Source organism: Streptomyces sp. NPDC048255 (assembly GCF_040652415.1).
Lineage (GTDB): Bacteria > Actinomycetota > Actinomycetes > Streptomycetales > Streptomycetaceae > Streptomyces.
The window spans coordinates 1-26,069 of record NZ_JBEZMA010000043.1 but is presented as its reverse complement, the minus strand read 5'-3'; the positions used below and the strand labels follow the sequence as shown (position 1 = coordinate 26,069).

The following is a 26,069-nucleotide window of genomic DNA, read 5'->3' as shown; positions in this document are numbered from 1 at the left end:
GTGACCATCGGTGACATGCCCGTAGCAGCCGCTCCCCGCACCCCGCACGCAGCCGAACCGCCACCGGGCTCCGAGACGCACCAGCGCAAGCTCTACCGCAGCGCCGACGGCCGGATGCTCGGCGGTGTCGCGCGCGGTCTCGCCGGGCACCTCGGGATGCCGGTGCTCTGGGTCCGGCTCGCCTTCCTCGGGCTGTTCCTGTGGGGGGACGGGCTCGGCGTACTGCTGTACGCGGCGTTCTGGGTGTTCGTACCGCTGGGCGTCGGCGGACGCAGCGGGCACCGCTCCTGGTTCGAGACCCTGTCCGACGGCAGCCGCCGCCTGCGCAAACCCGAGAAGGGGCAGATCACCGCCCTGATCGCGCTGTGCGTCGGCGCCGGCATCTTCGTCTCCAAGGTCCAGCTCGGCGGCACCTCCGGCCGGTACGTGTGGCCGACGCTGCTCGTCGGGGCCGGTGTGGTCCTCGTCTGGCGGCAGGCCGACAACGCCCGCCGCGCCCACTGGAGCGCGGCCGCCGGCCGGCACGGGAACCTGCTCCAGGTCGCCCGGGCCCTGGCGGGCGTGGTGCTCGTCGGTGTGGGCCTGACCGTCTTCATCGTCGTACGGGGCTCCGCCGCGCAGCTCGGCAACGTCCTGACCGCGACCCTCGCCGTCCTCGTCGGCGTGGCCCTGCTCGCCGGACCCTGGCTGATCCGCATGACCCAGGACCTCTCCGAGGAGCGGCTGATGCGCATCCGCGCCCAGGAACGCGCCGAGGTCGCCGCCCACGTCCACGACTCCGTGCTGCACACCCTCACCCTGATCCAGCGCAACGCCGAGGACGTGGGAGAGGTGCGCCGCCTCGCGCGGGCGCAGGAGCGCGAGCTGCGGAACTGGCTGTACAAGCCCGAGGGCACCGGCAAGGACGAGGCGGAGGAGCCGGCCACCCTCGCGGAGGCCGTGAAGAAGACCGCCGCCGAGGTGGAGGACCACCACGGCGTCCCCATCGAGGTCGTCGTCGTCGGCGACTGCCCGCTCGACGAGGGGCTCGCGGCGCAGGTCCAGGCCGCGCGCGAGGCGATGGTCAACGCCGCCAAGTACGGTGGCGAGGGCGGGCCGGTCCAGGTCTACGCCGAGGTGGAGGGGCGGACGGTGTTCGTGTCCGTACGGGACCGCGGGCCGGGCTTCGACCTCGACGCGGTACCCGACGACCGCATGGGCGTACGAGAATCGATCATCGGCCGGATGCAGCGCAACGGCGGGACCGCACGGCTGCGGTCCGCGCCCGACGGCGGCACGGAAGTCGAGCTGGAGATGGAGAGGGCGGCGAACGCACCATGACCGAGGACAGCGCTGTGAAGGAGACCAGGCGGGTCCGGGTGGTCCTCGTCGACGACCACCGGATGTTCCGCACCGGGGTACAGGCGGAGATCGGCGAGACCGAGCGGACCGGCGTCGAGGTCGTCGGCGAGGCCGCCGACGTCGACCAGGCCGTCACCGTCATCACCGCCACCCGCCCCGAGGTGGTGCTCCTGGACGTGCACCTGCCCGGCGGCGGCGGGGTCGAGGTGCTGCGGCGCTGCGCCCCCCTGATGGCGGCGGCCGAGGCCCCCGTCAGATTCCTGGCGCTGTCGGTGTCCGACGCGGCCGAGGACGTCATCGGCGTCATCCGCGGCGGAGCCCGCGGGTACGTCACCAAGACCATCACCGGAACCGACCTGGTGGACTCGGTCTTCCGCGTGCAGGACGGCGACGCGGTGTTCTCGCCCCGGCTGGCCGGCTTCGTGCTCGACGCCTTCGCCTCCACGGACGCGCCGCCGGTGGACGAGGACCTGGACCGCCTCACCCAGCGCGAGCGCGAGGTGCTCCGGCTGATCGCGCGCGGCTACGCGTACAAGGAGATCGCCAAGCAGCTGTTCATCTCGGTGAAGACGGTGGAGTCGCACGTCTCCGCGGTGCTGCGCAAACTCCAGCTGTCCAACCGGCACGAGCTGACCCGCTGGGCGACGGCCCGCCGCCTGGTCTGAGCAGGTGTGATCCACGCCGCAGGGGGCGGGGGCAACCGGGCCGCGGCACGTGGCACTCTTGGGTCTCGTGATGAGCCTGACCGGGACCCCCCTTTTCGTGACGGTGGTCGTACTGACCGTGCTCGCCGTCGTCCTGCCGCTCGCCGTGTGGAGCAGGGTGCGCGGCCCCGTCGTCGTACGCGTGGCCACCCGCGCTCTGATGGTGGTCTTCGCGCAGGTCACCGCCATCGCCCTGGTCTTCATCGGCCTCAACCAGCAGATGAACTTCTACACCTCCTGGGGTGACCTGCTCGGCACCGGCACGTACGTCACGGCCGCCCCCGACCTCGGCCCGGACGGGCTCGGCGGGAAGAAGGCCGCGGAGGCGCCCAAGGTGCGCCAGAAGTTCGAGCCGGTCGAGGGCCTCGGCGGCCGGGTCCAGAAGACCGACCTCGACGGCAAGATCTCCGGGGTCAAGGGCGACGTGCTGGTGTGGCTGCCGCCGCAGTACGACGACCCGGCCTACAAGGACAAGAAGTTCCCGGTGGTCGAGCTGATCCCGGGCATACCGGGCACGGGGAAGTCCTGGTTCCAGGGGCTCAAGGTGCACGAGGTGCTGGAGCCGCTGATGAAGGAGGGCAAGGTGGCCCCCTTCATCCTGGTCTCGCCGCGCGCGATGCTCCTCGGCAACGGCGACACCGGCTGCGCCAACCTCCCCGGCAAGGTCAACGCCGACAGCTGGTTCAGCGTCGACGTCCGCAAGATGGTCACCGACAACTTCCGCGCCTCGGACGAGGCCCGCACCTGGGGCGTGGCCGGATACTCGGCCGGGGCGTACTGCGCCGCCAAGCTGGCGATCGCCCACCCCGACCGCTACAGCGCGGCCGTCTCCCTGTCCGGCTACAACGACCCGGGCCAGGAACCCTCCTCGCTGGTCGGCCAGGACCCCGAGCTGCGCCGCACCCACAACCTGAAGGCCCTGCTCAAGGCCGCGCCGACGCCGCCGGCGGTCTCGCTGTGGATGTCGGGCGCCGAGCAGGACGGCTACCTGTCCGGCACGGACCTCAAGGCGATCGCCCAGAGCCCGACCGTGGTGCACGCGGAGAAGGTGACCGGCGGCCACAACCTCGACTCGTGGTCGAAGCAGCTGCCGCAGACCTTCGGCTGGCTGAGCAAGACGGTCAAGGCGCCGTAGCCGCGCTCATGCGGGGCGCTCGTACGGGGCGCTCACGCTGGGCACTCACGCGGGACGGGACGCGCCGGCCCAGGGCATCGAGTCGATCGGCGCCACCCGGACCGTCGAGCCGGGACGCGGGGCGTGGATCATCTGGCCGTTGCCGATGTACAGGCCCACGTGGGTGACTCCGGAGTAGAAGAACACCAGGTCGCCGGGGGCCAGTTGGTCGCGGGCCACGCGCCGGCCGCTGTTGATCTGGGTGTAGGTGGTGCGCGGCAGGGAGACCCCGGCCGAGCGCCAGGCCGCCTGGGTCAGCCCCGAGCAGTCGAAGGACCCGGGGCCCGTGGCGCCCCAGACGTACGGCTTCCCGATCGCCCCGCGGGCGAAGGCGATGGCCCGCGCGGCGCGGGAGCCGTCGGACGCGGCCGGCGGGGTGCTCGGCGGACCGGCGGGGGAGCCTTCGGAGCCGGCGGGGGCCTTGGAGCCGGCGGGGGAGGCGGGGGCCGACTGGGCCTCGTACGCGGCGCGCTGTTCGGCGGTGAGCTTGGCCAGCAGGCGTCTGGCGGCCTCCAGCTTCTTCTCGACCTCGGCCTTGTGCCCGGCGATCTCGGCCTGCCGGGAGCGCAGTTCCGCCAGCCGTCCGGCGGCCTGGCCCCGCAGCTTGCCGACCTCGTCGAGCCGGCGGCGTACGGAGGAGATCTCGGCGGCGTTGCGGTCCCCGGTGCGGGTGATGAAGGAGGCCTGGTCGAGGTAGGCCTGCGGGTCGTCGGCCGTCGCGAGGCGGACGGCGGTGCCCAGGGTCCCCCCGGTGCGGTACTGGCTCGCGGCCATGGACCCGAGGGCGCTGCGGGCGGTGTTGAGCCGGTCGGCCTTGCGGGCGGTCTCGTCGCGCAGGCCGGTCAGCGCGCGCTGGGCCTCGTCGGCCTTCTCCTTCGCCCCGTTGTACCGCTCGGTCGCGGCCCCGGCCTCCTCGTAGAGCCGGTCCACCTCGGCCTTGACCTGGGCGGGGGTCAGCTGGGGGTCGGCCTGGGAGGTGCCTTCGAAGGCGGTGGCGGTGGCAGCGCCCGCGAGGGCGAGGGTGGCGGCGGTCCGTACGGTGCCGCCGGAGAACGGGCGCTGCCTGGGCTTTCGGTGACTGGCCACGGGGGCCTCACGTCCTTCCTCTCTCGGTGCTTGGAGGAGGACGCTAGACCCGCAGGTAACGGGCGGATGACGGGATGATCGTAAGTGGCTTGATACGACCGGGGATGGCCGCTCGGGACCGGTCCGGATCAGCGCCAGAGGACGGCGACAAAGATATTGATCACGGTCAGACCGCCGACCGCGCCGAACAGCGCCTTCTCCACCTGCTCCTCGTCCCGCTTGACGTAGACGAGGGCGAGGATCACGAAGAGGATCGCGAGCTTCACGCCGATCTTGATGTTGTTGACGGCGGTGCCGTCCATCTCGCGGAAGCCGACGAGCAGGACGCCGGTGACGAGCATGGTGAGGGCGCCGTGCAGCATGGCGGGCGTGAAGCGGGCGGTGCCCGCGCCCATCGCCTTCATCTGGGTCAGGAAACCGCCGAGGAGCGAGGCGATACCGATGATGTGCAGGCCGACGAAGACATTGATCAGTACGTCCATGGCCCCGAGCGTACGGGGTGCCCACAGGCCGGTTCCGGGCGGCCGGTCAACCTCAGTTCGGGTTTTGCGTACAGTTGGTCCATGGCCGCCGACGAGCTCCACCACCCCGACGCCGCCCGGATCGAACTGGTCGAGGTCCTGGCCGCCCTCGGCCACCCCGTACGGCTGGAGATCGTCCGTACCCTCGCCGGATCCGGGACGGAGGTCTTCTGCGGGGCGGTCGCCGAAGGCCTGCCCCGCTCCACGGTCACCCACCACCTGCGCACCCTGCGCGAGGCCGGGGTGATCTGCCAGCGCCCCGAGGGACGCAAACTCTTCCTGACCCTGCGCCGCCAGGACCTCGACCAGCGGTTCCCCGGTCTGCTGACCCTGGCCGTCGGCGAATTTCCGGTCACGGAACCGGCTGTCGGTCCCGCCCCCTAGACTCGGAACGCGATGAGCAGCCTCTTTGACGACAGTTTCCTGGTGGACTTCACCCCCTCCGACGAGGTCCCCCCGCCGCCCGAGGACCACCCCGCCCCGGAGCCGGGCGCGGACGATCTCTTCGGGGGCCAGTTCGACATGCCAGTCGGCAGTGGGGGGCCCGGGGACGCGTACTACCGCGACGGCGCCCCCCGGCCCGTCATCGACCCGGCGACGCTCCTGGACGGGCTGAACGAACAGCAGGCCGCGGCCGTGGTGCACGCGGGCTCGCCGCTGCTCATCGTGGCCGGCGCCGGATCCGGCAAGACCCGGGTGCTCACCCACCGCATCGGGCACCTGCTGTCCGCACGGAACGTCCACCCCGGCCAGATCCTGGCGATCACCTTCACCAACAAGGCCGCCGGTGAGATGAAGGAGCGCGTCGAGAGCCTGGTCGGCCCGCGCGCCAACGCCATGTGGGTGTCCACCTTCCACAGCGCGTGCGTACGCATCCTGCGCCGCGAGTCCAAGCGGCTCGGCTTCACCTCCTCGTTCTCGATCTACGACGCGGCCGACTCGAAGCGCCTGATGGCACTCGTCTGCCGGGACCTGGACCTGGACCCCAAGAAGTTCCCGCCCAAGGCCTTCAACGCCAAGATCTCGAACCTGAAGAACGAGCTGATCGACGAGGAAGCCTTCGCCGACCAGGCCGCCGACGGCTTCGAGAAGACCCTCGCCCAGGCGTACGCCATGTACCAGGGGCGGCTGCGCGAGGCCAACGCGCTCGACTTCGACGACATCATCATGACCACGGTCCACCTGCTCCAGGCGTTCCCGGACGTCGCCGAGCACTACCGGCGCCGCTTCCGGCACGTCCTGGTCGACGAGTACCAGGACACCAACCACGCGCAGTACACGCTCGTGCGCGAGCTGGTGGGCACCGGCTACCCGGACCTGCACCCGGCCGAACTGTGCGTGGTGGGTGACGCCGACCAGTCGATCTACGCCTTCCGCGGCGCGACCATCCGCAACATCCTCCAGTTCGAGGAGGACTACGCGGACGCGAAGACGATCCTGCTGGAGCAGAACTACCGCTCCACGCAGACGATCCTCTCCGCCGCCAACGCCGTCATCGAGCGCAACGAGAACCGCCGCGCCAAGAACCTGTGGACCCAGGCCGGCACCGGCGCCGTCATCACCGGCTACGTCGCGGACACCGAGCACGACGAGGCGCAGTTCGTCGCCGAGGAGATCGACCGCCTCACCGACGCCGGTGACGCCAAGGCCGGCGACGTCGCGATCTTCTACCGGACCAACGCGCAGTCCCGCGTGTTCGAGGAGATCTTCATCCGCGTCGGACTGCCCTACAAGGTCGTCGGCGGCGTCCGCTTCTACGAGCGCAAGGAGGTCCGGGACGTCCTCGCCTACCTGCGCGTCCTGGCGAACCCCGAGGACAACGTCCCGCTGCGCCGGATCCTGAACGTACCCAAGCGCGGCATCGGCGAGCGCGCCGAGGCGATGATCGACGCCCTCGCGATGCGCGAGAAGATCACCTTCCCGCAGGCGCTCCGGCGCGTGGACGAGGCCTTCGGCATGGCCGCGCGCTCGACGAACGCGGTGAAGCGGTTCAACGTGCTGATGGAGGAGCTCCGCACGATCGTCGACTCGGGCGCCGGCCCGGCGGTGGTGCTGGAGGCGGTGCTGGAGCGCACGGGCTACCTCGCCGAGCTCCAGGCGTCCACCGACCCGCAGGACGAGACGCGGATCGAGAACCTCCAGGAACTGGCGGCGGTGGCACTCGAATTCGAGCAGGCCCGGGAGGCCGCGGCCACCGAAGCGGCCGAGACCGGCGCCCCGGCCCCCGGCCCGGGCACCCTGGCCGAGTTCCTGGAGCAGGTCGCCCTCGTCGCCGATTCCGACCAGATCCCCGACGAGGACACCGAGGGCACGGGCGTCATCACGCTCATGACCCTGCACACCGCCAAGGGCCTGGAGTTCCCGGTGGTCTTCCTGACCGGCATGGAGGACGGGGTCTTCCCGCACATGCGGGCACTGGGCCAGACCAAGGAGCTGGAGGAGGAGCGCCGCCTCGCCTACGTCGGCATCACCCGGGCGCGCGAGCGGCTGTACCTGACCCGGTCGAGCATGCGCAGCGCGTGGGGCACGCCCTCTTACAACCCGCCGTCCCGGTTCCTGGAGGAGATTCCGGCGGAGTACCTCCAGTGGAAGCGGACGGGCGCGACCCAGAAGCCGGCGGGGCCGATGCGGAGCTCGGGGTACGGGTCGTCCGGGTCGTCCGGCTCGGGGAAGGCGACCTTCGGCACCTCGCCGGAGTCGTTCCTGTCCTCGTCGCGTACGAAGTCCGGCCCGTCCGGGTTCGCGACGCGCCGGGCAGCCGACAAGCCGGTCATCAACCTGGTGGTCGGGGACCGGGTCACGCACGACCAGTTCGGGCTCGGCACGGTCATGGAGGTCAAGGGAGCGGGCGCGGACGCGCAGGCCACCATCGACTTCGGGGACGACAAGCCCAAGCGGCTGCTGCTGCGCTACGCGCCGGTGCAGAAGTTGTAGGCGGGCGGTCCGGGCCGCCGGGGGCCGTCCAGGCCGCCGGGGCCGTCGGGCCACCGCGGGGGTCCGTGCCACGACGGCGTGGGGCAGGGGTCCGTGCCACGAGGGCGTGGGGCAGGGGTCCGTGCCACGAGGGCGTGGGGCAGGGGTCCGTGCCACGAGGGCGTGGGGCAGGGGTCCGTGCCATGGCGGCGTGGGCCCCGCCCGCTTGTTACGCGGGGTTCAGGCCGTGGGCGCGGAACCACGGCATGGGGTCGATCGCGGACCCGCCGCCCGGCCGCACCTCGAAGTGCAGGTGCGGTCCGGTGGAGTTGCCGGAGTTGCCCGAGTACGCGATGACCTCGCCGGCCTTGACCTTCCCACCACGGATCTTGGTGCTGCTCAGGTGGCAGTACCAGGTCTCGGTGCCGTCGGGCGCGGTCACTATGGCCATGTTCCCGTACGCGCTGTTGTACTGGGTGCGCACGGTGCCGTCGGTGGCGGCCATGACCGGGGTTCCGTAGCCGACCGGGAAGTCGATGCCGGTGTGCACGGACATCCACATGCCGCCGGACTGTCCGAAACTGGCGCTGAGGCCCTGCTGCGCGACGGGGATAGCGAACTTGGGGCGGGCCGCCTCCTTGGCCGCCGCCTCCTCCGCCTTCTTCTTCTTCTCGTCCTCCTGGCGCTGACGCAGGTCGATGCGCTCCTGCGTGCGGCTCGCGCGGTCCGCGAAGTCGCCCGCGTCGGCGCTGAGCGCGGCCAGTTGGGTGTCGAGCTTGGTGTTCGCCGCGACCGGCTTCACCGAGGCCGGGTCGGGCGCGGCCATCGTGGTGGTGTCCTCGGCGGGCTTCTCCGTGCCGGTCAGCCCGCCGACCGAGGCCGCCGCGACACCGGCGACGCCCATCACACAGGCGGAGGGAACGGCCACGGTCAGCAGGGCGGAACGCTTCGCCGGGGTGCGGCGACGGCTGCTCGCCCGGCTGCTGCTCGCCTTGGCGGCGGTCTTCGCGTTCGCCTTGGCGTTCGCCTTGGCGGCGGTCCGGCGCGCACTGCGCGGCTCGCCCGGCGTCGACGGCGGGGCCACGGGCATGGCCTGGGTGGGGAAGTCGTGCACCTCGGCCGAAGGCAGGAGCTCGGGCTCCTCGCCGGGAACGGCCTCGAAGACGGCGGTCTCGCTGTACGCCTCGGGCGTGGCGGGTGCTTCGGGCTCGGCCTCGGGTCCGGCGGCGGCCTGGGGTTCGTAGGCGTAGCCGGTGCCGTCGTAGGGCTGCTGGTGCTGCTGGTGCTGCTGGTGCTGCTGGTGGTGTTCGTGCTGCTCGTGCTGCTGGTGCTGCTGGTGTTCGGGCTGCTGGTGCTCGTACTGGCCCGGGTACTGCTGCGCGGGCTGGTACTCGTACGCGTACTCGTTCGGGTAGCCGGCCTCGGTGGGGGCCGGGGTCTCCGTGACGGTGTTCCAGGCGGTGGCGTCGTAGGCGCCGGTCTCGGTGCCGGTGGTGCCGTAGCCCGGCAGTGCCCAGTGCCCGGTCTGCTCGGCCGAAGCGTCGTAGCCGAAGGAGGCGGGCTGGTAGTCGGTGTAGCCGGGGTGGTCCGCACCCGGCGTGTTCCAGGCACTCGCGTCCCACTGCCCGGTGGTGTCCGCGGGGACGCCCTGGCTGGGGATCGTGGGCAGGTAACTGTCCTGCGAGGCCCATGCGGTGGTGTCGTACGCGCCGGTCTCGTAGGAGCCGTAGGCGGCGTAGTTGACCCCCTGGCCCTGCGTTTCGTAGGAAACGTAGGCCGAGTCACCAGCGAAAGTGGTGGTGGTAAGGCCGTCGTACCCGGGATCGGGGTACTGGCCCGACGAGGGGCGGTCGTTCACCAACTTCTCTTTCGCCTCGGCAGTGGGGGGCCTGGGTGGCCGGGGAATTGGAGGTTCCCCGGAGGAGAGCAGTGGCGTGACTGTACCCGGCGGTTACTCGCAACGACAATCTTCGCGGGGGTTCCGTAGCTGCGGAACCGGGCATTCGGCCGTCTTTCGGTCGCCGAAATGCAGACCCTTGGCCTTGAGTTCGAAATCCGTTCGACTTTTTGTCGGATGCGGTCTAGGCGACGGAGGCGGCGTCCGCGCTCTCGGCGGATGCCGGAACGGGCCCGTCGAGGGCGCGCCGGACGGCCGCGATCACGGCGGGGTGAGCGGGCAGGGCGAGGTGCCCGATACCGGTGACCTGCACGTTCTCCACCTGCAGATCCGGATGCTCGATGCGCGCCGTCCCGACGGGAGTCATCAGCGCGTCGAACTCGCTCCAGAAGGCCACGCACCGGGTCGCGCAGCCGGGCGCGGGCTCGGCCAGCTCGGACACCACCCGGGAGTCCGGGCGCATCTGCCGGACCAGGGGGTGCGCGTCCATGAAGGGGGCGACCAGCGTGCCGGAGTGGGGGGTGCCGAGCGTGACGAGCGTGCGGACGCGGGCGTCGCCGCCGAGGCGCTGCACGTAGTACCGGCCGACGAGCCCGCCCAGGCTGTGCCCGACCAGGTCCACCCGCTGCTGCCCGGTGCGCTCGCACAGTTCCTCGACGCGCCGGGCGAGATGGCGGGCCGTGACCCGCAGGTCGCGGGTGAAGGGCGAGTAGTTGTACGCCTCCACGTGCCGCCGGCCGCCGGCTCCGAGGGCGCGCCGCAGCAGGACGAAGACGGACCGGTTGTCGGTGAACCCGTGGAGGAGGAGGACGGGCGGCCGTGTCGCGGGCGGGCGCGGGACGACCTTCTCCTGGCACACTCCGGTGGGGTAGAGGAGCAGGTGCCCGCCGAGGACCACGACCTCCAGGGCGCCGGCCCGCAGTGCGGCTCCGGACAAGGTCGACCAGGACGACCAGGACGACAAGGACACGGACAACGGCACGCACAGCCCCACCGGCGGCCTCCCCTCGGCCTCTTGGGACTGCGGCCGGTCGCGCCACCGTGCCGTGCGGCTGTCGGCACGGTGGCGCAATGCCGTCCCACGTGTGATTTCCCCCTCGTGAGGGACCGCGAAACGGCGGCGTGCGCGATGCTGTACTTAACGTTCGTTCACTCGGGAGGCAGTGCGATGGGTGTGACCGGTCCGATCCGTGTGGTGGTGGCCAAGCCGGGTCTCGACGGCCACGACCGCGGTGCGAAGGTGATCGCGCGGGCGCTGCGGGACGCGGGCATGGAGGTCATCTACACCGGCCTCCACCAGACCCCCGAGCAGATCGTGGACACCGCCATCCAGGAGGACGCCGACGCGATCGGCCTCTCCATCCTCTCCGGCGCCCACAACACGCTCTTCGCCCGCGTGCTGGAACTCCTCAAGGAGCGGGACGCGGAGGACATCAAGGTCTTCGGCGGCGGCATCATCCCGGAGGACGACATCGCCCCCCTCAAGGCGAAGGGCGTGGCGGAGATCTTCACCCCGGGCGCGACGACGACGTCGATCGTGGACTGGGTCCGCGCCAACGTCCGCCAGTAGCCTCCGGCGGTCAGAGGTTCCTCAGCTGCCCGCTGGCGCTGCTTGCTGCCCGCTGCCGCTGCCTGCTGCCCGACCCCGTCGACTTCGACCTCGCGGGGCGATCCTCGGCTGCCTGCTGCCTGCTGCCTGCTGCCTGCTGCCTGCTGCCTGCTGCCTGCTGCCTGCTGCCCGACTCGGTCGACTTCGGCATCGCGGGTCGATCCCAGCCTCGCCGGCGTTTGAGGCGCGGGGTCTGGGGCGGAGCCCCAGGCCTTGAGCCGAGCCGGCGCTAGGGGGACGGGTCCGGGCGGAGCCCGGGAAACGGAGAAAGGGCGGGGCGGGGACCAGCTCCGCGCAGCGGCGCCCCGGCCCGGGCCCCGGCGATCCGGCCTCGGTAACCCGGCCCCCAGCAACCCGGCGCCGACGACCTGGTCCCGGCGGCCCGCTCAGCGACCCTGCCCGACGACCCGGCCCCGGCGGCGGCGAACCTGCCCTAGCGACGGCGACCCCTCCCGCCCGGCCCCCGGAGATCCCGCCTCGGCGACCCGGCCTCGGCGACGCCGGCCCGGCGACGGCGACCCAGCCCGCCCGGCCTCGGTATCCGGGCCCCCGGAGACCCCGTCCCGGCGGCGCGGCCCCCCGCGAGGGGTCACGCCGGGGCGAGTTCCGCCAGCATCGCCGCCCGCAGGTCAAGCGTGGCGACCAGCCGCTGAAAGGCCTCGGCCCAGTACGCGGCTGCGCCCGGCGACGCCTCCGGCGGGTCCTCGACGGAGGCGGTCAGCGCCTCCAGCCGCCCGGCCTCCGCAGGATCGAGGCAGCGCTCCGCCAGACCCATCACCCCGCTGAAGCTCCACGGGTAGCTCCCCGCCTCACGGGCGATCTCCAGCGCGTCGACCACCGCCCGGCCCAGCGCCCCGGCCCACGGCACCACGCACACCCCGAGCAGCTGGAACGCCTCCGAAAGCCCGTGCGCCCGTATGAACTCGGCCACCCATCGCGCCCGTTCCCCCTCGGGCAGGGTCTCCAGCAGCTTCGCCCGCTCCGCCAGCGAGGCCGTCGCCGGACCCGCGGCGGGCGGCGCGGACGGCGGCCCGAGCAGCGCCCGCGACCACTGCGCGTCGCGCTGGCGCACCGCGGCCCGGCACCACGCCGCGTGGAGTTCTTCCGCCCAGCCCTCGCCCTCGGCCACCGGCAGCGCCAGAATCTCCGCCGGGTCGAGCCCGCCGAACCGCTCCCGCCAGCAGTCCAGCGGTGCGGCCTCCACCAGTTGCCCGAGCCACCAGGCCCGTTCCCCGCGTCCGGCGGGCGGCCGCTTGACCACCCCGTCCCGCAGCATCCCCGCGTCGCACTCGGCCGGCGGGGTCACCCCCTCGGGGCCCACGCAGGCCAGGGCGCGCTCCGCCATCCGCCCCGCCAGCGCCGACCGCGGCAGCGCCGACAGCAGCTCGGCCGCCGTCGCCCGGACATTGCGGCTGCGGTCACCCAGAGCCGCCTCCAGGAACGGTTCGTCCCCGTCCGACAGCCCCACCCGCAGCGAGTCGAGGAACATCAGCCGGTCCTCGGCCCGTTCGCCGGCCCAGGTCGTCTCCAGCAGGCGCGGCGCGGCCGCGGCCTCGTGGGCCCGTATCGCGCCCAGCAGCGCCACCCGCTCCGCGAACAGCCCCTCCTCCCAGAGCCGTTCCACCCCCGCCCGGTCCGTCACCTCCGGCAGCTCCCCGGCCCCGCCGGACCCGCCGCGCAGGGCGAACCGCCAGTCGGGATTCATCCGGGCCAGCCACAGCCCCCGCGCCCCGGCCAGCGCCAAGGCCTGCGGACGCAGGTCCGTACGGGCCCGGGCCGCGTCCAGCAGGGCCGGCAGCAGTGCGGCCGGTGCCCGGTAGCCGTGCCGCCCGGCCGCGGCAAGCCACTGCGGCAGCAGCTCGGTCAGGTCCGGGGCGGCTCCGCGCCGCCCGCCGCCGCTGCCCGCGCCCGTGCGGCCGGCGAGCAGCTGGGCCAGCCGCCGCCGGGCCGCCTCCGGAGGCGCCGGACGCGGGTCGCGCGCCGCGGGCTCCGGCCGGGAGCGCGCCTGCGCAGGTCTGAGCCCGGCCCGGCGCCGTACGGTGTGCACGGCCGCCGCGTCCAGCAGGGACTCCGGCGAGCCGGCCGGCCCGCCGCCCGGGCGCCGGTCGGTGCCCAGCAGCGCGGCGCCGACCAGCTCATCCCACTCCCTGTACGCCTCCGCGTGCCCCTTGCCGTATCCCTCGTCACCCTTGTCCATCAGGCCCCTCCCTCGTCACTCGTCCTCGGTCGAGGACCGCGCCCCGGTCCCGTCCCCTGCGCGGGACCGGAGCTGTCGATGCCCCGTCCGGGTCCTGTCCGGCCGATCAGGCCGGACAGGACCGCACTGCTCTCAACTGGCGTGGTTGTCGTCCACAAAAGCCCCCCGGCTCCTCGTCGTCACACGTCGGCGCCCCCGCGCCGCCGCGTCCTCCCCGTCCCCCTCCGCCGTCCCTGCCGGACGGCATACGGGCCCCCAGGCCCCCAGCGATCTCCTTGATTTCCGGCCCGGCTCAGACCAGGGCGACCGGCTCGGGCGAGTCCGGCTGCCAGGCCGTCAGCGGCGTGAAGCCGCGGTGGCCGCATTCGCCGAACACCGTCACCGGGCCCCCGCCCGACAACGCGGCCAGCTGCCACAGCCCCGAGCGCGAGCGGCCACCCGCGAGGGTGACCGGCAGGGCGGAAGTGCCCTGCGCGTCGGCCAGTTGCCAGCCCAGCTCACCCGGTACCGGGATCACCGGTCCGAGCACCACCGGCCAGGACTCCAGCCACGGATCCTCCCGCAATGCCGCCCCGTAGGCCTCCAGGGCGGCCCCCGTGCTCACCCCCGCCGGTATCTCCCGGCACGGCTCGGCCGCAGAGAACCTCTCCCCGAGGTCCGCCCGCAGCCCCGCCGACCCGGGCCGGAAGCGGGCCTCCGCCTCCAGCACCAGCCCCACCGGCAGTGCCAGCCCCGGTGGCCGCCCGGGCGGTCCGAAGTCCAGCACCAGAGCGGGACGCCCGCCCGCCAGCCCGCGCAGCCATATCCGGCGGGTGGTGAGCCGGCCGTCCGGTGACACCGAGTCGTACTGGGCGAGCACCAGCCAGCGGTCCCGTACGGCCTCCCCCTCCCCGGAGGCCGGCAGTCCCACCCTGCCGCGGACGGTCGCCGCCAGGGGATCGGGCAGCCCGGCCACGCCCAGCCAGGCCCGGTCCAGCAGGTGCAGCAGCGCCGCCTCCTCCAGCATCCGGGCGGGCCAGCCGGGGCCGCAACTGGGTATCGTCCCCAACTCCCGCACCCGCCCGGCCAGTCCGGGCGCCTGGGCGTCGACCATGCGGGCGGCGGTCTCCTCCCACGCCGCGTAGCCCGCCTGCTCCTGGCCCGCGAGGCCGCCGCGCAGCAGATCGGCCAGCCGCTGCTCCAGCTCGGTGACCCCCGCGCCGATCCGGGCGGCCCGCCGCTCCGCGCGCCGCCGTGCCCCCTCCTCGTCCACCGGCCGGCCCGCCCCGGCGGCCGGACGTGCGGCCTTCGCCGCCCGCTCCGCCAGCCACTGCGCGGCCCATTCCGGCGCCTCGCCCGGCTCGCCGATCCCCTCGGCGGACCAGAGCAGCAGCAGCCCCAGGGCGTGCTTGCACGGGAACTTCCGGCTCGGGCAGGAGCACTTGTACGCCGGTCCGGCCAGGTCCACGACCGTCCGGTACGGCGTACTGCCACTGCCCTTGCAGTACCCCCACAGCGAACCGGAAGCGGAACCTCCGATCTGCGACCAGGGCCCCGCCCCGCCGAGTCTGCTTCCCGCCTTGCGTGAGGCATCGTCAGGAGCCAGAGCCAGTACCTGTTCCGCTGTCCAGCGGACCCCCTGCTCAGTCATGTGTCCCACCGTAGAGACCCCCACTGACAATCGCCCTGACCTGCAACAAGACTATGAACAAGGCCCGTTGTCAGTGGTGTGGTGCACCGTGGGATCAGCAGTCGGAAGCGGCTGCCGAGCATTGGAGGGGGACCATGACCACGCCCGAGAACAGCACCGGCACCGAGGCCCTGCGACCGCACGCCGAAGACGCCTTCGCACACGAACTGAAAGCCCTGGCGGACGCCGACGACCGGCCCCGCCCGACCCGCTGGAAGCTCTCCCCGTGGGCCGTCGCCACCTACCTGCTCGGCGGCGAACTCCCCGACGGCACGGTCATCACGCCCAAGTACGTGGGGCCGCGCCGCATCGTCGAAGTCGCCGTCACCACCCTCGCCACCGACCGCGCCCTGCTCCTGCTCGGCGTCCCCGGCACCGCCAAGACCTGGGTGTCCGAACACCTCGCCGCCGCCGTCAGCGGAGACTCCACCCTCCTCGTGCAGGGCACCGCCGGCACCCCCGAGGAAGCCATCCGGTACGGCTGGAACTACGCCCGCCTGCTCGCCCACGGGCCCAGCCGCGAGGCCCTCGTCCCCAGCCCGGTCATGCGGGCCATGGCCGACGGCATGACCGCCCGCGTCGAAGAGCTCACCCGCATCCCCGCCGACGTCCAGGACACCCTCATCACCGTCCTGTCCGAAAAGACCCTCCCGATACCGGAACTGGGCGAAGAGGTGCAGGCCGTACGCGGCTTCAACCTCATCGCCACCGCCAACGACCGCGACCGCGGGGTCAACGAGCTCTCCAGCGCGCTGCGCCGCCGCTTCAACACCGTCGTCCTGCCGCTGCCCGCCACCGCCGACGCCGAGGTCGACATCGTCGCCCGCCGCGTCGACCAGATGGGCCGCGCGCTCGACCTGCCGGCCGCCCCCGAGGGCCTGGAGGAGATCCGCCGCGTCGTCACCGTCTTCCGCGAGCTGCGCGACGGGGTCACCGGCGACGGCCGTACCAAGGTGAAGTCCCCCAGCGGCACCCTCTCCACCGCCGAGGCCATCTCCGTCGTCACCGGCGGCCTCGCCCTCGCCGCCCACTTCGGGGACGGCGTACTGCGCCCCTCCGACGTGGCCGCGGGCATCCTCGGCGCCGTCGTCCGCGACCCGGCCGCCGACAAGGTCGTCTGGCAGGAGTACCTCGAGGCCGTGGTCCGCGAGCGGGACGGCTGGAAGGACTTCTACCGCGCCTGCCGGGAGGTGACGGTATGAGCCCGCGCGCACAGGTGCCCCTCCTGCTGGGCGTACGGCACCACGGGCCCGGCTCGGCCCGCGCCGTGCGGGCCGCGCTGGACGCGGCACGGCCCGCCGCCGTCCTCGTCGAGGGGCCGCCCGAGGGGGACGCGCTGATCGCACTGGCCGCCGATCCCGGGATGCGGCCGCCCGTGGCCCTGCTCGCGCACGCCGCGGACGACCCGGGCCGTGCCGCCTTCTGGCCGCTGGCCGACTTCTCCCCGGAGTGGGTCGCGATCCGCTGGGCCCAGGAAGCCGGCGTACCGGTGCGGTTCATCGACCTCCCGGCCGCCCACTCCCTGGCCGGGGCGGGGGACCAGGATCCGGACGGGGACGCGGACGAGGCCGAGGGCGGGGCCGTACGGGTGGACCCCCTCGCGGTGCTCGCCGAGACCGCCGGGTACGACGACCCCGAGCGCTGGTGGGAGGACGTGGTCGAACACCGGGGCGCCGGCGGCGCGGGGGAGTCCGCGATCGGCGCGTTCGAGGCGCTCGGAGAGGCCATGGGAGCCCTGCGCGAGGCGTACGGGGACGGCGGCCACACCCGCGACCTGGTGCGCGAGGCGTACATGCGGCAGCGGATGCGGGCCGCCCGCCGGGAGTTCGGCGACGCCTACGCCGTGGTGTGCGGCGCCTGGCACGTCCCCGCGCTGCGGGCCAGGACCACCGTGGCCGCCGACAAGGCCCTGCTCACCGGGCTGCCCAAGGTCAAAGTGGAGACCACCTGGGTGCCCTGGACCCACCGCAGGCTCGCCCGGGCCGGGGGCTACGGCGCGGGGATCACCTCGCCCGGCTGGTACGCCCACCTCTTCGCGGCCCGGGACCGGCCCGTGGAACGGTGGCTGACCAAAGTCGCCGGACTGCTCCGGGAGGAGGACCGCCAGGTCTCCTCGGCGCACGTCATCGAGGCGGTCCGGCTGGCCGACACCCTGGCCGCGATGCGCGGAAGACCGCTGCCCGGACTGACGGAGACGCTGGAAGCCGTCCGGGCGGTGATGTGCGACGGATCCGACATACCGCTCGCGCTGATCGAGGACCGCCTGGTCGTCGGCGACGTGCTCGGCGAGGTCCCCGACACGGCGCCCGTCGTACCGCTCCAACGCGATCTGACCCGCCAGCAGCGCTCCCTGCGGCTCAAGGCCGAGGCACAGGACCGCGAGCTCGAACTCGACCTGCGCAAGGACACCGACACGGCGAAGTCGCTGCTGCTGCACCGGCTGCGGCTGCTCGGCATCGAGTGGGGCACCCCCACCGCCTCGCGGGGCAGCACCGGCACCTTCCGCGAGACGTGGCGGCTGCGCTGGGAGCCGGAGCTGTCCGTGCGGGTCGCCGAGGCCGGCGTCTGGGGCACCACCGTCCTCGCGGCGGCCACTGCCAAGGCCGAGGCCGACGCCGCGGGCGCCGGGGAACTGGGCGAGGTGACCGCCCTGGCCGAGCGGTGCCTGCTGGCCGGGCTGTCCGAGGCGCTGCCCGCGGTGCTGCGGGCCCTAGCGGACCGGGCCGCGCTGGACACGGATGTGGCGCGGCTGGCCAAGGCCCTGCCCGCGCTGGCCCGATCGCTGCGGTACGGGGACGTCCGCGGCACCGACGCGGCCGCCCTGGGCACGGTCGCGGCCGGGCTCGCCGAGCGGATATGCGTGGCGCTGCCGCCCGCCTGCTCCCTCGGCCTGGACGCCGAGGCGGCGGCGGAGTTGCGCGGCCACGTCGACGGGGTGCACGGGGCGGTCGCCCTGCTGTCGGACGCCCAGGAAGGGCTGCGGGAGCGCTGGTCCGCGGTGCTGCGGACACTGGCCGGCCGGGACGCGGTACCCGGCCTGATCCGCGGCCGGGCGGCCCGGCTGCTGCTCGACGAAGGGCGGCTGCCGGCCGAGGAGACGGCCCGGCTGATGGGGCTCGCCCTGTCCCCGGCGGCCTCCCCGGCCGACGCGGCGGGCTGGATCGAGGGCTTCGCGGGCGGCAGTTCGGGCGGCGGAACGCTGCTGGTCCACGACGAGCGGCTGCTCGGCCTGATCGACGCCTGGCTCGTGGGCGTGCCGGAGCGCGCCTTCACCGACGTACTGCCGCTGCTGCGCAGGACCTTCGGGGCGTACGAGCCAGGGGTGAAGCGGACGCTCGGCGAGCTGGTCCGCCGGGGCCCCGGCGGTTCCGCGGCCGCGGTCGCTACGGGCTCGGCCCCGCCGGGCTTCGCCCCGGACCTGGACCCGGTCCGGGCGGAGGCAGTGGTGGACCTGGTCCGCATGCTGCTCGCCCCGGCCGGGGTGGACGTGCCCGCCTGAGCGCGTGGCGCTCACGGATCGGGGCTCCGCCCCGGACCCCGCGCCTCAAACGCCGGCCGGGCTGGATTCCGCCCCGGCTGGGTGGGTGGCCGCGGCTTACGGATCTGGCCCGCGCTGGTGGGTGCGGCTTACGAGGACATGACGAGTGCAGGGGGACGGACAGATGACCAGTACGAAGAGCCCGGTGGTGCGCGGCGAGGCCGGCGGGACGCCCGTGCCCGGCACGGCGAGCAGCGCCGGTCTGCGAGGTGCGGCCGACGCGGATACCGCCCACCCCGCCGGCGGCGAGCGGCTGCGGCGGTGGCGGATGGTGCTGGGCGGGGGCGAGGCCGACGGGACGGGGTGCGCGCTGACCGGCCGGGACGCGGCGATGGACGCCGCGCTCGGCGCGCTCTACGGCGGAGGCGGCTCGGGCGGCTCCCGCAAGACCTCGGGGGAGCGGTCGGCGGGCCTCGGCGGCTCGGCGCCCCACGTGGCCCGCTGGCTCGGGGACATCCGGACGTACTTCCCCAGCTCGGTGGTCCAGGTCATGCAGCGGGACGCCATCGAGCGGCTCGGCCTGTCCGCCCTGCTGCTGGAACCGGAGATGCTGGAGGCCGTCGAGCCCGACGTCCACCTGGTCGGCACCCTGCTCTCCTTGAACAAGGCGATGCCGGAGACGACGAAGGAGACCGCGCGGGCCGTGGTCCGCAAGGTGGTCGAGCAGCTGGAGAAGCGGCTCGCGACCCGCACCCGGGCCACGCTCACCGGCGCCCTCGACCGGTCCGCCCGGATCAGCCGCCCCCGCCACCACGACATCGACTGGGACAGGACGATCCGGGCCAATCTCAAGAACTACCTGCCCGAGTACCGCACGATCGTCCCCGAGCGGCTGATCGGATACGGCCGTGCGGCCCAGTCGGTGAAGAAGGAGGTGATCCTCTGCATCGACCAGTCCGGTTCGATGGCGGCCTCCGTCGTCTACGCCTCCGTCTTCGGCGCGGTCCTCGCCTCGATGCGGTCGATCGCCACCCGCCTCGTCGTCTTCGACACCGCCGTCGTGGACCTGACGGACCAGCTGGACGATCCGGTGGACGTGCTCTTCGGCACCCAGCTGGGCGGCGGCACCGACATCAACCGCGCCCTCGCCTACTGCCAGTCGAAGATCACCCGGCCCGCCGACACCGTCGTCGTCCTCATCAGTGATCTTTACGAGGGCGGCATACGCAACGAGATGCTCAAGCGGGTCGCCGCGATGAAGGGGTCCGGGGTCGAGTTCGTGACCCTGCTGGCCCTGTCCGACGAGGGCGCCCCCGCCTACGACCGGGAGCACGCCGCCGCCCTCGCGGACCTCGGCGCACCGGCCTTCGCCTGCACCCCCGACCTGTTCCCGGAGGTGATGGCCGCGGCCCTGGAGAAGCGGCCCCTGCCGGTGCCGTGACGGGCTTCCTCACGTGCCCCGACGGGCCGCTGTGAATGGGCTGATCGCACGAACTTCCAGCTCAACCGTGAGGCGTTCTGTGACAGGTATCACCGCTCAGGTGTGATCTGCGATTTAGGGACCCACGTCCCACGGGGATAACCTGCGGGACGGACATGCCGCGTCCACGGTCACCGTGTGCGCCTTCCTTGTGACAGCGCCGTCACGTTGCCCTCCGCGGCACGCCCACGCAGATAGCAGATAACCGCGAATCACTGCGAATCTTTGAAGACAAGGGACGGACGCGCGTGGACCTGTTCGAGTACCAGGCGAGGGACCTCTTCGCCAAGCACGGTGTACCGGTGCTGGCCGGTGAAGTCATCGACACGCCTGAGGCGGCTCGCGAGGCCACCGAGCGGCTGGGCGGCAAGTCGGTCGTCAAGGCGCAGGTGAAGGTCGGCGGCCGCGGCAAGGCCGGTGGCGTGAAGCTGGCCGCCACCCCGGACGAGGCTGTCGCCCGGGCGACGGACATCCTCGGCATGGACATCAAGGGCCACACGGTCCACAAGGTGATGATCGCCGAGACCGCTCCCGAGATCCTCGAGGAGTACTACGTCTCGTACCTCCTCGACCGGACCAACCGCACCTTCCTGGCCATGGCCTCGGTGCAGGGCGGCATGGACATCGAGGAGGTCGCGGAGAAGACCCCCGAGGCCCTCGCGAAGGTCCCGGTCAACGCCAACGAGGGCGTCACCATCGAGAAGGCCCGCGAGATCGTCGCGCTGGCGAAGTTCCCCGCCGAGGTCGCCGAGAAGGTCGCCGAGGTCCTCGTGACCCTGTGGGCCACCTTCATCGCCGAGGACGCGCTCCTCGTCGAGGTCAACCCGCTCGCGAAGGTCGCCAACGGCGACATCATCGCGCTCGACGGCAAGGTCTCGCTCGACGAGAACGCCGAGTTCCGCCAGCCGGGCCACGAGGCGTTCGTGGACCACGCTGCCGCGAACCCCCTCGAGGCCGCCGCCAAGGCGAAGAACCTCAACTACGTGAAGCTCGACGGCGAGGTCGGCATCATCGGCAACGGCGCGGGTCTCGTCATGAGCACCCTCGACGTCGTCGCCTACGCCGGCGAGAACCACGGCGGCGTCAAGCCCGCCAACTTCCTGGACATCGGCGGTGGCGCCTCCGCCGCCGTCATGGCCAACGGTCTCGAGATCATCCTCGGCGACCCGGACGTCAAGTCCGTCTTCGTCAACGTCTTCGGTGGCATCACCGCGTGCGACGAGGTCGCCAACGGCATCGTCCAGGCGCTGAAGCTGCTCGAGGACCGGGGCGAGGCGGTCACCAAGCCGCTGGTCGTCCGTCTCGACGGCAACAACGCCGAGCTGGGTCGCAAGATCCTCTCGGACGCCAACCACCCGCTGGTCCAGCGCGTGGACACCATGGACGGCGCGGCCGACAAGGCCGCCGAGCTCGCGGCTGCGAAGTAAGGGCAGAGGTCACAGACTCACATGGCTATCTTCCTCAACAAGGACAGCAAGGTCATCGTCCAGGGCATGACCGGTGCCACGGGCATGAAGCACACCAAGCTGATGCTGGCTGACGGCACCAACATCGTCGGCGGCGTGAACCCGCGCAAGGCCGGCACCACCGTCGACTTCGACGGCACCGAGGTCCCGGTCTTCGGCTCCGTCGCCGAGGCGATGGAGAAGACGGGCGCCAACGTCTCCGTCCTCTTCGTCCCGCCGGCCTTCGCCAAGGCCGCCGTCGTCGAGGCGATCGACGCCGAGATCCCGCTGGCCGTCGTCATCACCGAGGGCATCGCGGTGCACGACTCCGCCGCCTTCTGGGCGTACGCGACCGCCAAGGGCAACAAGACCCGGATCATCGGCCCGAACTGCCCGGGTCTGATCACCCCCGGCCAGTCCAACGCCGGCATCATCCCGGGCGACATCACCAAGCCCGGCAAGATCGGTCTCGTGTCCAAGTCCGGCACGCTGACCTACCAGATGATGTACGAGCTGCGCGACATCGGCTTCACCTCCGCCGTCGGCATCGGTGGCGACCCGGTCATCGGCACCACGCACATCGACGCCCTGGAGGCCTTCGAGGCCGACCCGGACACCGAGCTGATCGTCATGATCGGCGAGATCGGCGGCGACGCCGAGGAGCGTGCGGCGGACTTCATCGCGAAGAACGTCACCAAGCCGGTCGTCGGCTACGTCGCGGGCTTCACCGCCCCCGAGGGCAAGACCATGGGCCACGCCGGCGCCATCGTCTCCGGCTCCTCCGGCACCGCGCAGGCCAAGAAGGAGGCCCTCGAGGCCGCCGGCGTCAAGGTCGGCAAGACGCCGACCGAGACGGCCAAGCTGGCCCGCGAGATCCTGAACGCCGCGCAGTAGTCGTACGCGGTAGCTGTAGCACGGGCGTGGCCCGCACCCTCCGGGGGTGCGGGCCACGCCCGTTCCTCATTCGCTGCGCGGGACGAGCCGGGCGGGACCGGCCGCCGGGTCGGCGCGCAGCTTGTCGTGGAGCTGCCTGCTCCGCTCGGTGAGCCGCTGGGGGCCGCTGTGCGGGGGCACGCCGGAGACGCTGGCGCCCGGCGCGTCGGGGGGCGCGTACTCCCTGGGCGCGGTCGTCACCGTGTACGTGGTCGCGACGGCGATCACCGCGGTCAGGCCGAGGACCGCGCGCGTCCACCGCCGGGCGCGGTGCTCTCCCGCGAGGCGCACCTCGGCCGCCGGGCGCGGATCGATCCGTACGGGCGGCTCCAGCGTGCCGAACCGCTCGTGCAGCAGCGCGGACTGCTCCTCGGGCGGTACGTCGACCAGCTCGGGGATCAGGTCGGCCAGCTCGTCGTGCGCGTGGAGCAGCCGGTGGGCGGCGGTGGGGGTGCTTGCCTCCGTCTCCGCGGCGGTGTCGGGCAGGTCGAGGCCGACGCCGTCGTACAGCAGAACGGTCCGGCGGTGGGCCGGGGCCAGCGCGAGCACGGCGTCCAGGAGGATCCGGTCGGCGGGCTCCACGGGGGACTTGCCGGGCTTCTCGGCGGTCCGGTGGACGCGCCGGAGCCGGCGCCAGGGGGAGAGCGCGTACTCGTACGTGGCCGCGCGCACCCAGCCCACCGGGTCGGGGTCGGTGGCCACGGCGGGCCACTGCGCCCAGGCCTGCTGGAAGGCCCGCTCCACGGCCTCGCGCGCGAGGGCCCGGCGGCCGGTGAGCAGGTACGCCTGGCGGGCGAGGTCGGCGGCGGCGTGGGCGTAGAGGGCGTCGAAGGCGGCCGCCGCGGGTGCGGTGGGCCCGGGGGCGGGCTCGGCGGGCTGCTCCCCGCCGGGCTCCGCCGGGTGGGCGAGGGCCTCGGCGCCGGGCTCGTCCGGGTCGGCCGGGGGGTCGGCCGGGGTGTGGTCGGGCCCGGTGGCGGTGGTTGCGGAGCCGCCGGGCCCGAGCCCACCGGAGCCCGCTCCTGCTCCTCCTCCCGCTCCCGATCCGGCCATGGCAGGGGTCTTGGCCTCGTGCCGGGGCAGTGCGGCGGTCGGCTTGGCCGCCCGCTTGGCCGCGGGCCTGGGCCGGGTGCCGGAACCGGCCGGTCGCCCCTGCCCGCCGCCCGCCGAGGCCCGTACGGCCCCGATCGCCCGCAGCGAGGATCCCCGTAGGGCCCCGTCGTCCTGGGCCACGTCCGGACGGACGGCCTCCGGCTCCTCCGGGAGCGAGGCCTCCGCGGCGTTTTCGGGGGCCCCAGCCACCGCTGTCCCGCTGTCCGGCGGCGGCGCGAGGTCCAGCAGGAGCTGTGCGTACTCCGTGCGTTTTCGCCCCCGGGGGTCCGTACGGCCCGATTCCCAGGAGCGCACGGTGCCCGGGGCGACGCCCACCACCGCCGCGACCTGCTCGTGCGTCAGGCCCGCCGCTTCGCGCAGTCCGCGCCGCTCCTCGGGGGAGGGGAGGCCCAGCTCGTTGACGCTCCGTGTCATGTCACACTCCCCGCGACCCGCCAGCCCTGGGCGAAAAAGTACATAAGCGTATATTGAGCGACACCACGGGCATTCGCCTGTTACCCGCCCATAGCGCGTGTCGTTGGCACCATGGCGGGGTGACCCAAGTGACCGAACGCGGCACCCCGTTGCCCACGGCCCCACGGGCCGGCGGGCGGCGCCGTTCGCCGGCGGCCGCAGCCTGCGTGGTGGGCGGCGCCGTGGCGGCCGGACTCGGGCTCGGCTTCCTCGCCGTGCTCGTCATCGTCCTGTGGATCAGCTCCCCCTACCCCGACAGCGGCCCCGGCGGGGCCCTGCACCTCGCCGCCGGGCTGTGGCTGCTCGCTCACGGGACGGAGCTGGTGCGCTACGAGACGCTGTCCGGCGTGCCCGCGCCCGTCGGCGTGACCCCGCTGCTGCTCGTCGCGCTGCCCGTGCTGCTCATCCGGCGCGCCGCCCGGCTGGGCAGCGCGTCGGGGGAGGCCGAGGGGGAGGAGGAGGTGCTGCCCGCCGGCGCGGTCTTCTCGGCGGTGCTCTGCGGCTATCTGTCGGTGGGAACCCTCGCCACGGTGTACGCGGCGGGCGGCCCCATGCCCGCCGACCCGCTGAGCGCGGCCTGGCACATCCCGCTGGTCGCCGCGCTGGCCGCCGCCGCGGGGGTGTGGGGGGCCCGCGGGCGTCCGCTCGGACCCCTGCCGTCGTGGGTGCCCGGGGGCGTACGCAGGGCCATCGCGCGCCCCCGGTACGCGCTGGCGCTCCGGTCCGGCGCGGGCGGGGCCCTCGTCCTGCTGGGCGGCGGCGCGCTGCTGGTCGGCGCGTCGCTCGCGTGGCACGGCGCGGAGGTCCAGGGGTCCTTCCTGTCGCTGACCGAGGTGTGGTCGGGCCGGTTCGCCGTCCTGCTCCTGGCGGTGGCGCTGATCCCCAACGCCATGGTGTGGGGCGCGTCGTACGCGCTGGGCCCCGGCTTCGCGCTCGGCGCCGGCGCGACCGCGACCCCGCTGGGCTTCACCGGTTCGCCCGTGCTGCCCCGGTTCCCGCTGCTGGCGGCGCTCCCGCCCGAGGGGGCCGGGACGCCGCTGACCTGGGCGGTCGGCGGGGTCCCGCTGGCGGCCGGGCTGGCGGTGGGCTGGTTCGCCGTACGCCGGGCGCGCGAGGTCTCGTACGGGGAGACCGCGCTCACGGCGGCCCTGGGGGCGCTGGTGTGCGGCCTGACGACGGCCGGGCTGGCGGCGGCCTCGGAGGGTCCGCTGGGCTCGCGGGAGCTGGCCGCGTTCGGGCCGGTGTGGTGGGCCGCGGGGGCGGCTGCCGCCGCCTGGACCCTGGTGTCGGCGGTTCCGCTGGCGGTGGCGGTGCATGCGTGGCGGACGCGGCCGGCGGGGTTCTACGGCGTGGACGGCGTTGACGGCCTTGACGGCCCGGAGGGGGACGACTGGCACGACAGCGGCGTACGGGAGATCCGCTGGGCCGCGCTGCGGCGGGCGGCGGGCACCCTGGTCCCCGAGTTCTCGGTGGCCACCCCGCCGGAGCGCCCGGCCGCGCCGGATCCCGAGCCCCAGCCCGCGGCCCCGCCTGCGGCCGGAGCCCTGGCGGTCGTACCGGCCCGGCCCCGTAAACCCCGGGCCGTACGGGTGGTGCCGGGCCTCAGCCTGGACCTGACCCCGATCCCCCTCACGGCGCGCCCGCCGACCCCGCCGCCTCCCCCACTCGTCCCGCCGGTAACCGGGGCCCGCGTCATGCCCCGCCGCAGGCCCCCGCAGTAACGCGCTTCCCCTGCGGGGGGCTCGGGGGGTGCGGCCTCGGCTGCGCCGTGCTTACCGGGGTGTGGGGCGGGACCGCGGCTTTCCCTGCGGGGGGCTTGGCCGGGTGCGGCGCCGTTGCTGGGGCTCTGCCCCAGGCCCCGCGCCTCAATCGCCGGCGGGGCTGGTTTTGGCGTCGGGTGTGGGCCGGGGCCGCTCCGGAGCGTCTCCTCGGCTCGCGCACTTGACCCCAGCTGCGAAAGCGTTGCCTGGGTTGCGCGCTCGTCCTGCGGGGACTCTCCTGCGCGTCCCCGTCCCACGCCGCGGCTTCGGAAGCTAGGCCTGGCGGTTGTTGGGGACTC

At 73.6% G+C, this 26,069-nt stretch carries 19 protein-coding genes; 12 read left to right on the top strand and 7 right to left on the bottom strand.

The features are described from left to right. Positions 1-15: 15 nt before the first annotated feature. From AB0D94_RS27380 to AB0D94_RS27370, 3 genes are all read left to right on the top strand, one after another. Positions 16-1,320 carry a PspC domain-containing protein gene (locus AB0D94_RS27380; RefSeq protein ID WP_362056607.1) on the top strand — a complete coding sequence of 435 codons (1,305 nt, stop codon included), beginning with the start codon at positions 16-18 and terminating at the stop codon, positions 1,318-1,320. Continuing rightward, entirely contained in the window at positions 1,317-2,006 is a 690-nt protein-coding gene (locus AB0D94_RS27375) for a response regulator transcription factor (RefSeq protein ID WP_362056605.1), read from the top strand. The genes AB0D94_RS27380 and AB0D94_RS27375 overlap by 4 nt, the downstream gene beginning before the upstream one ends. A 70-nt stretch (positions 2,007-2,076) precedes the next feature. Continuing rightward, positions 2,077-3,180, top strand: a complete 1,104-nt coding sequence (locus AB0D94_RS27370; protein ID WP_362056603.1) for an alpha/beta hydrolase-fold protein — start codon at positions 2,077-2,079, stop codon at positions 3,178-3,180. Positions 3,181-3,225: 45 nt separating this feature from the next. Here the strand turns inward: AB0D94_RS27370 and AB0D94_RS27365 are convergent, their stop codons facing one another. Together AB0D94_RS27365 and AB0D94_RS27360 are read right to left on the bottom strand one after the other, a co-directional pair. Next, entirely contained in the window at positions 3,226-4,305 is a 1,080-nt protein-coding gene (locus AB0D94_RS27365; protein ID WP_362056601.1) for an NlpC/P60 family protein, read from the bottom strand. Positions 4,306-4,433: 128 nt separating this feature from the next. After that, a complete protein-coding gene (locus AB0D94_RS27360) occupies positions 4,434-4,787 on the bottom strand; it encodes a hypothetical protein (RefSeq protein ID WP_362056598.1) in 354 nt (117 codons plus the stop codon). Positions 4,788-4,868: 81 nt separating this feature from the next. Between AB0D94_RS27360 and AB0D94_RS27355 the strand changes: the two genes are divergently transcribed. Together AB0D94_RS27355 and pcrA are read left to right on the top strand one after the other, a co-directional pair. Next, positions 4,869-5,210, top strand: coding sequence for a helix-turn-helix domain-containing protein (locus tag AB0D94_RS27355; protein WP_362056596.1), 342 nt, complete (start codon positions 4,869-4,871; stop codon positions 5,208-5,210). Positions 5,211-5,222: 12 nt separating this feature from the next. Continuing rightward, positions 5,223-7,760 carry a DNA helicase PcrA gene (pcrA, locus tag AB0D94_RS27350; protein WP_362056594.1) on the top strand — a complete coding sequence of 846 codons (2,538 nt, stop codon included), beginning with the start codon at positions 5,223-5,225 and terminating at the stop codon, positions 7,758-7,760. A 208-nt stretch (positions 7,761-7,968) separates the two neighbouring features. Here the strand turns inward: pcrA and AB0D94_RS27345 are convergent, their stop codons facing one another. Together AB0D94_RS27345 and AB0D94_RS27340 are read right to left on the bottom strand one after the other, a co-directional pair. Next, on the bottom strand, positions 7,969-9,597 hold the full coding sequence (locus tag AB0D94_RS27345) for a M23 family metallopeptidase (protein WP_362056592.1): 1,629 nt from the start codon (positions 9,595-9,597) through the stop codon (positions 7,969-7,971). Between the two features lie 223 nt (positions 9,598-9,820). Beyond that, positions 9,821-10,618 (bottom strand): alpha/beta fold hydrolase, encoded by a 798-nt coding sequence (locus AB0D94_RS27340; protein WP_362056590.1) that lies wholly within the window; start codon positions 10,616-10,618, stop codon positions 9,821-9,823. Positions 10,619-10,804: 186 nt separating this feature from the next. On the opposite strand from AB0D94_RS27340, the gene AB0D94_RS27335 reads away from it, so the two are divergent. Then, the gene (locus AB0D94_RS27335) at positions 10,805-11,206 is read left to right on the top strand and encodes a cobalamin B12-binding domain-containing protein (RefSeq protein WP_362056588.1); all 402 of its coding nucleotides are present in this window, start codon (positions 10,805-10,807) and stop codon (positions 11,204-11,206) included. Between the two features lie 628 nt (positions 11,207-11,834). On the opposite strand, the gene AB0D94_RS27330 is transcribed toward AB0D94_RS27335, so the two are convergent. Then, positions 11,835-13,442, bottom strand: coding sequence for a DUF5691 domain-containing protein (locus tag AB0D94_RS27330; protein ID WP_362056586.1), 1,608 nt, complete (start codon positions 13,440-13,442; stop codon positions 11,835-11,837). A 292-nt stretch (positions 13,443-13,734) separates the two neighbouring features. Next, entirely contained in the window at positions 13,735-15,072 is a 1,338-nt protein-coding gene (locus AB0D94_RS27325; protein ID WP_362056584.1) for an SWIM zinc finger family protein, read from the bottom strand. A 134-nt stretch (positions 15,073-15,206) separates the two neighbouring features. On the opposite strand from AB0D94_RS27325, the gene AB0D94_RS27320 reads away from it, so the two are divergent. The 5 genes from AB0D94_RS27320 (at position 15,207) to sucD (ending at position 22,408) form a co-directional block, all read left to right on the top strand. Further along, positions 15,207-16,313 (top strand): AAA family ATPase, encoded by a 1,107-nt coding sequence (locus AB0D94_RS27320; RefSeq protein WP_362056582.1) that lies wholly within the window; start codon positions 15,207-15,209, stop codon positions 16,311-16,313. Then, positions 16,310-18,610 (top strand): DUF5682 family protein, encoded by a 2,301-nt coding sequence (locus tag AB0D94_RS27315; RefSeq protein WP_362056580.1) that lies wholly within the window; start codon positions 16,310-16,312, stop codon positions 18,608-18,610. Before AB0D94_RS27320 ends, AB0D94_RS27315 begins: the two co-directional genes overlap by 4 nt. A gap of 307 nt (positions 18,611-18,917) precedes the next feature. Continuing rightward, positions 18,918-20,030 carry a VWA domain-containing protein gene (locus AB0D94_RS27310; RefSeq protein WP_362056661.1) on the top strand — a complete coding sequence of 371 codons (1,113 nt, stop codon included), beginning with the start codon at positions 18,918-18,920 and terminating at the stop codon, positions 20,028-20,030. Between the two features lie 287 nt (positions 20,031-20,317). Continuing rightward, positions 20,318-21,496, top strand: coding sequence for an ADP-forming succinate--CoA ligase subunit beta (gene sucC / locus AB0D94_RS27305; RefSeq protein ID WP_362056578.1), 1,179 nt, complete (start codon positions 20,318-20,320; stop codon positions 21,494-21,496). A 21-nt stretch (positions 21,497-21,517) separates the two neighbouring features. Then, entirely contained in the window at positions 21,518-22,408 is an 891-nt protein-coding gene (gene sucD, locus AB0D94_RS27300; RefSeq protein WP_362056576.1) for a succinate--CoA ligase subunit alpha, read from the top strand. A gap of 66 nt (positions 22,409-22,474) precedes the next feature. Here sucD and AB0D94_RS27295 read toward each other — a convergent pair whose 3' ends face one another. Next, positions 22,475-23,971 (bottom strand): helix-turn-helix domain-containing protein, encoded by a 1,497-nt coding sequence (locus AB0D94_RS27295; protein WP_362056574.1) that lies wholly within the window; start codon positions 23,969-23,971, stop codon positions 22,475-22,477. A 119-nt stretch (positions 23,972-24,090) separates the two neighbouring features. On the opposite strand from AB0D94_RS27295, the gene AB0D94_RS27290 reads away from it, so the two are divergent. Further along, the gene (locus AB0D94_RS27290; RefSeq protein ID WP_362056572.1) at positions 24,091-25,731 is read left to right on the top strand and encodes a DUF6350 family protein; all 1,641 of its coding nucleotides are present in this window, start codon (positions 24,091-24,093) and stop codon (positions 25,729-25,731) included. Positions 25,732-26,069: the final 338 nt, after the last annotated feature.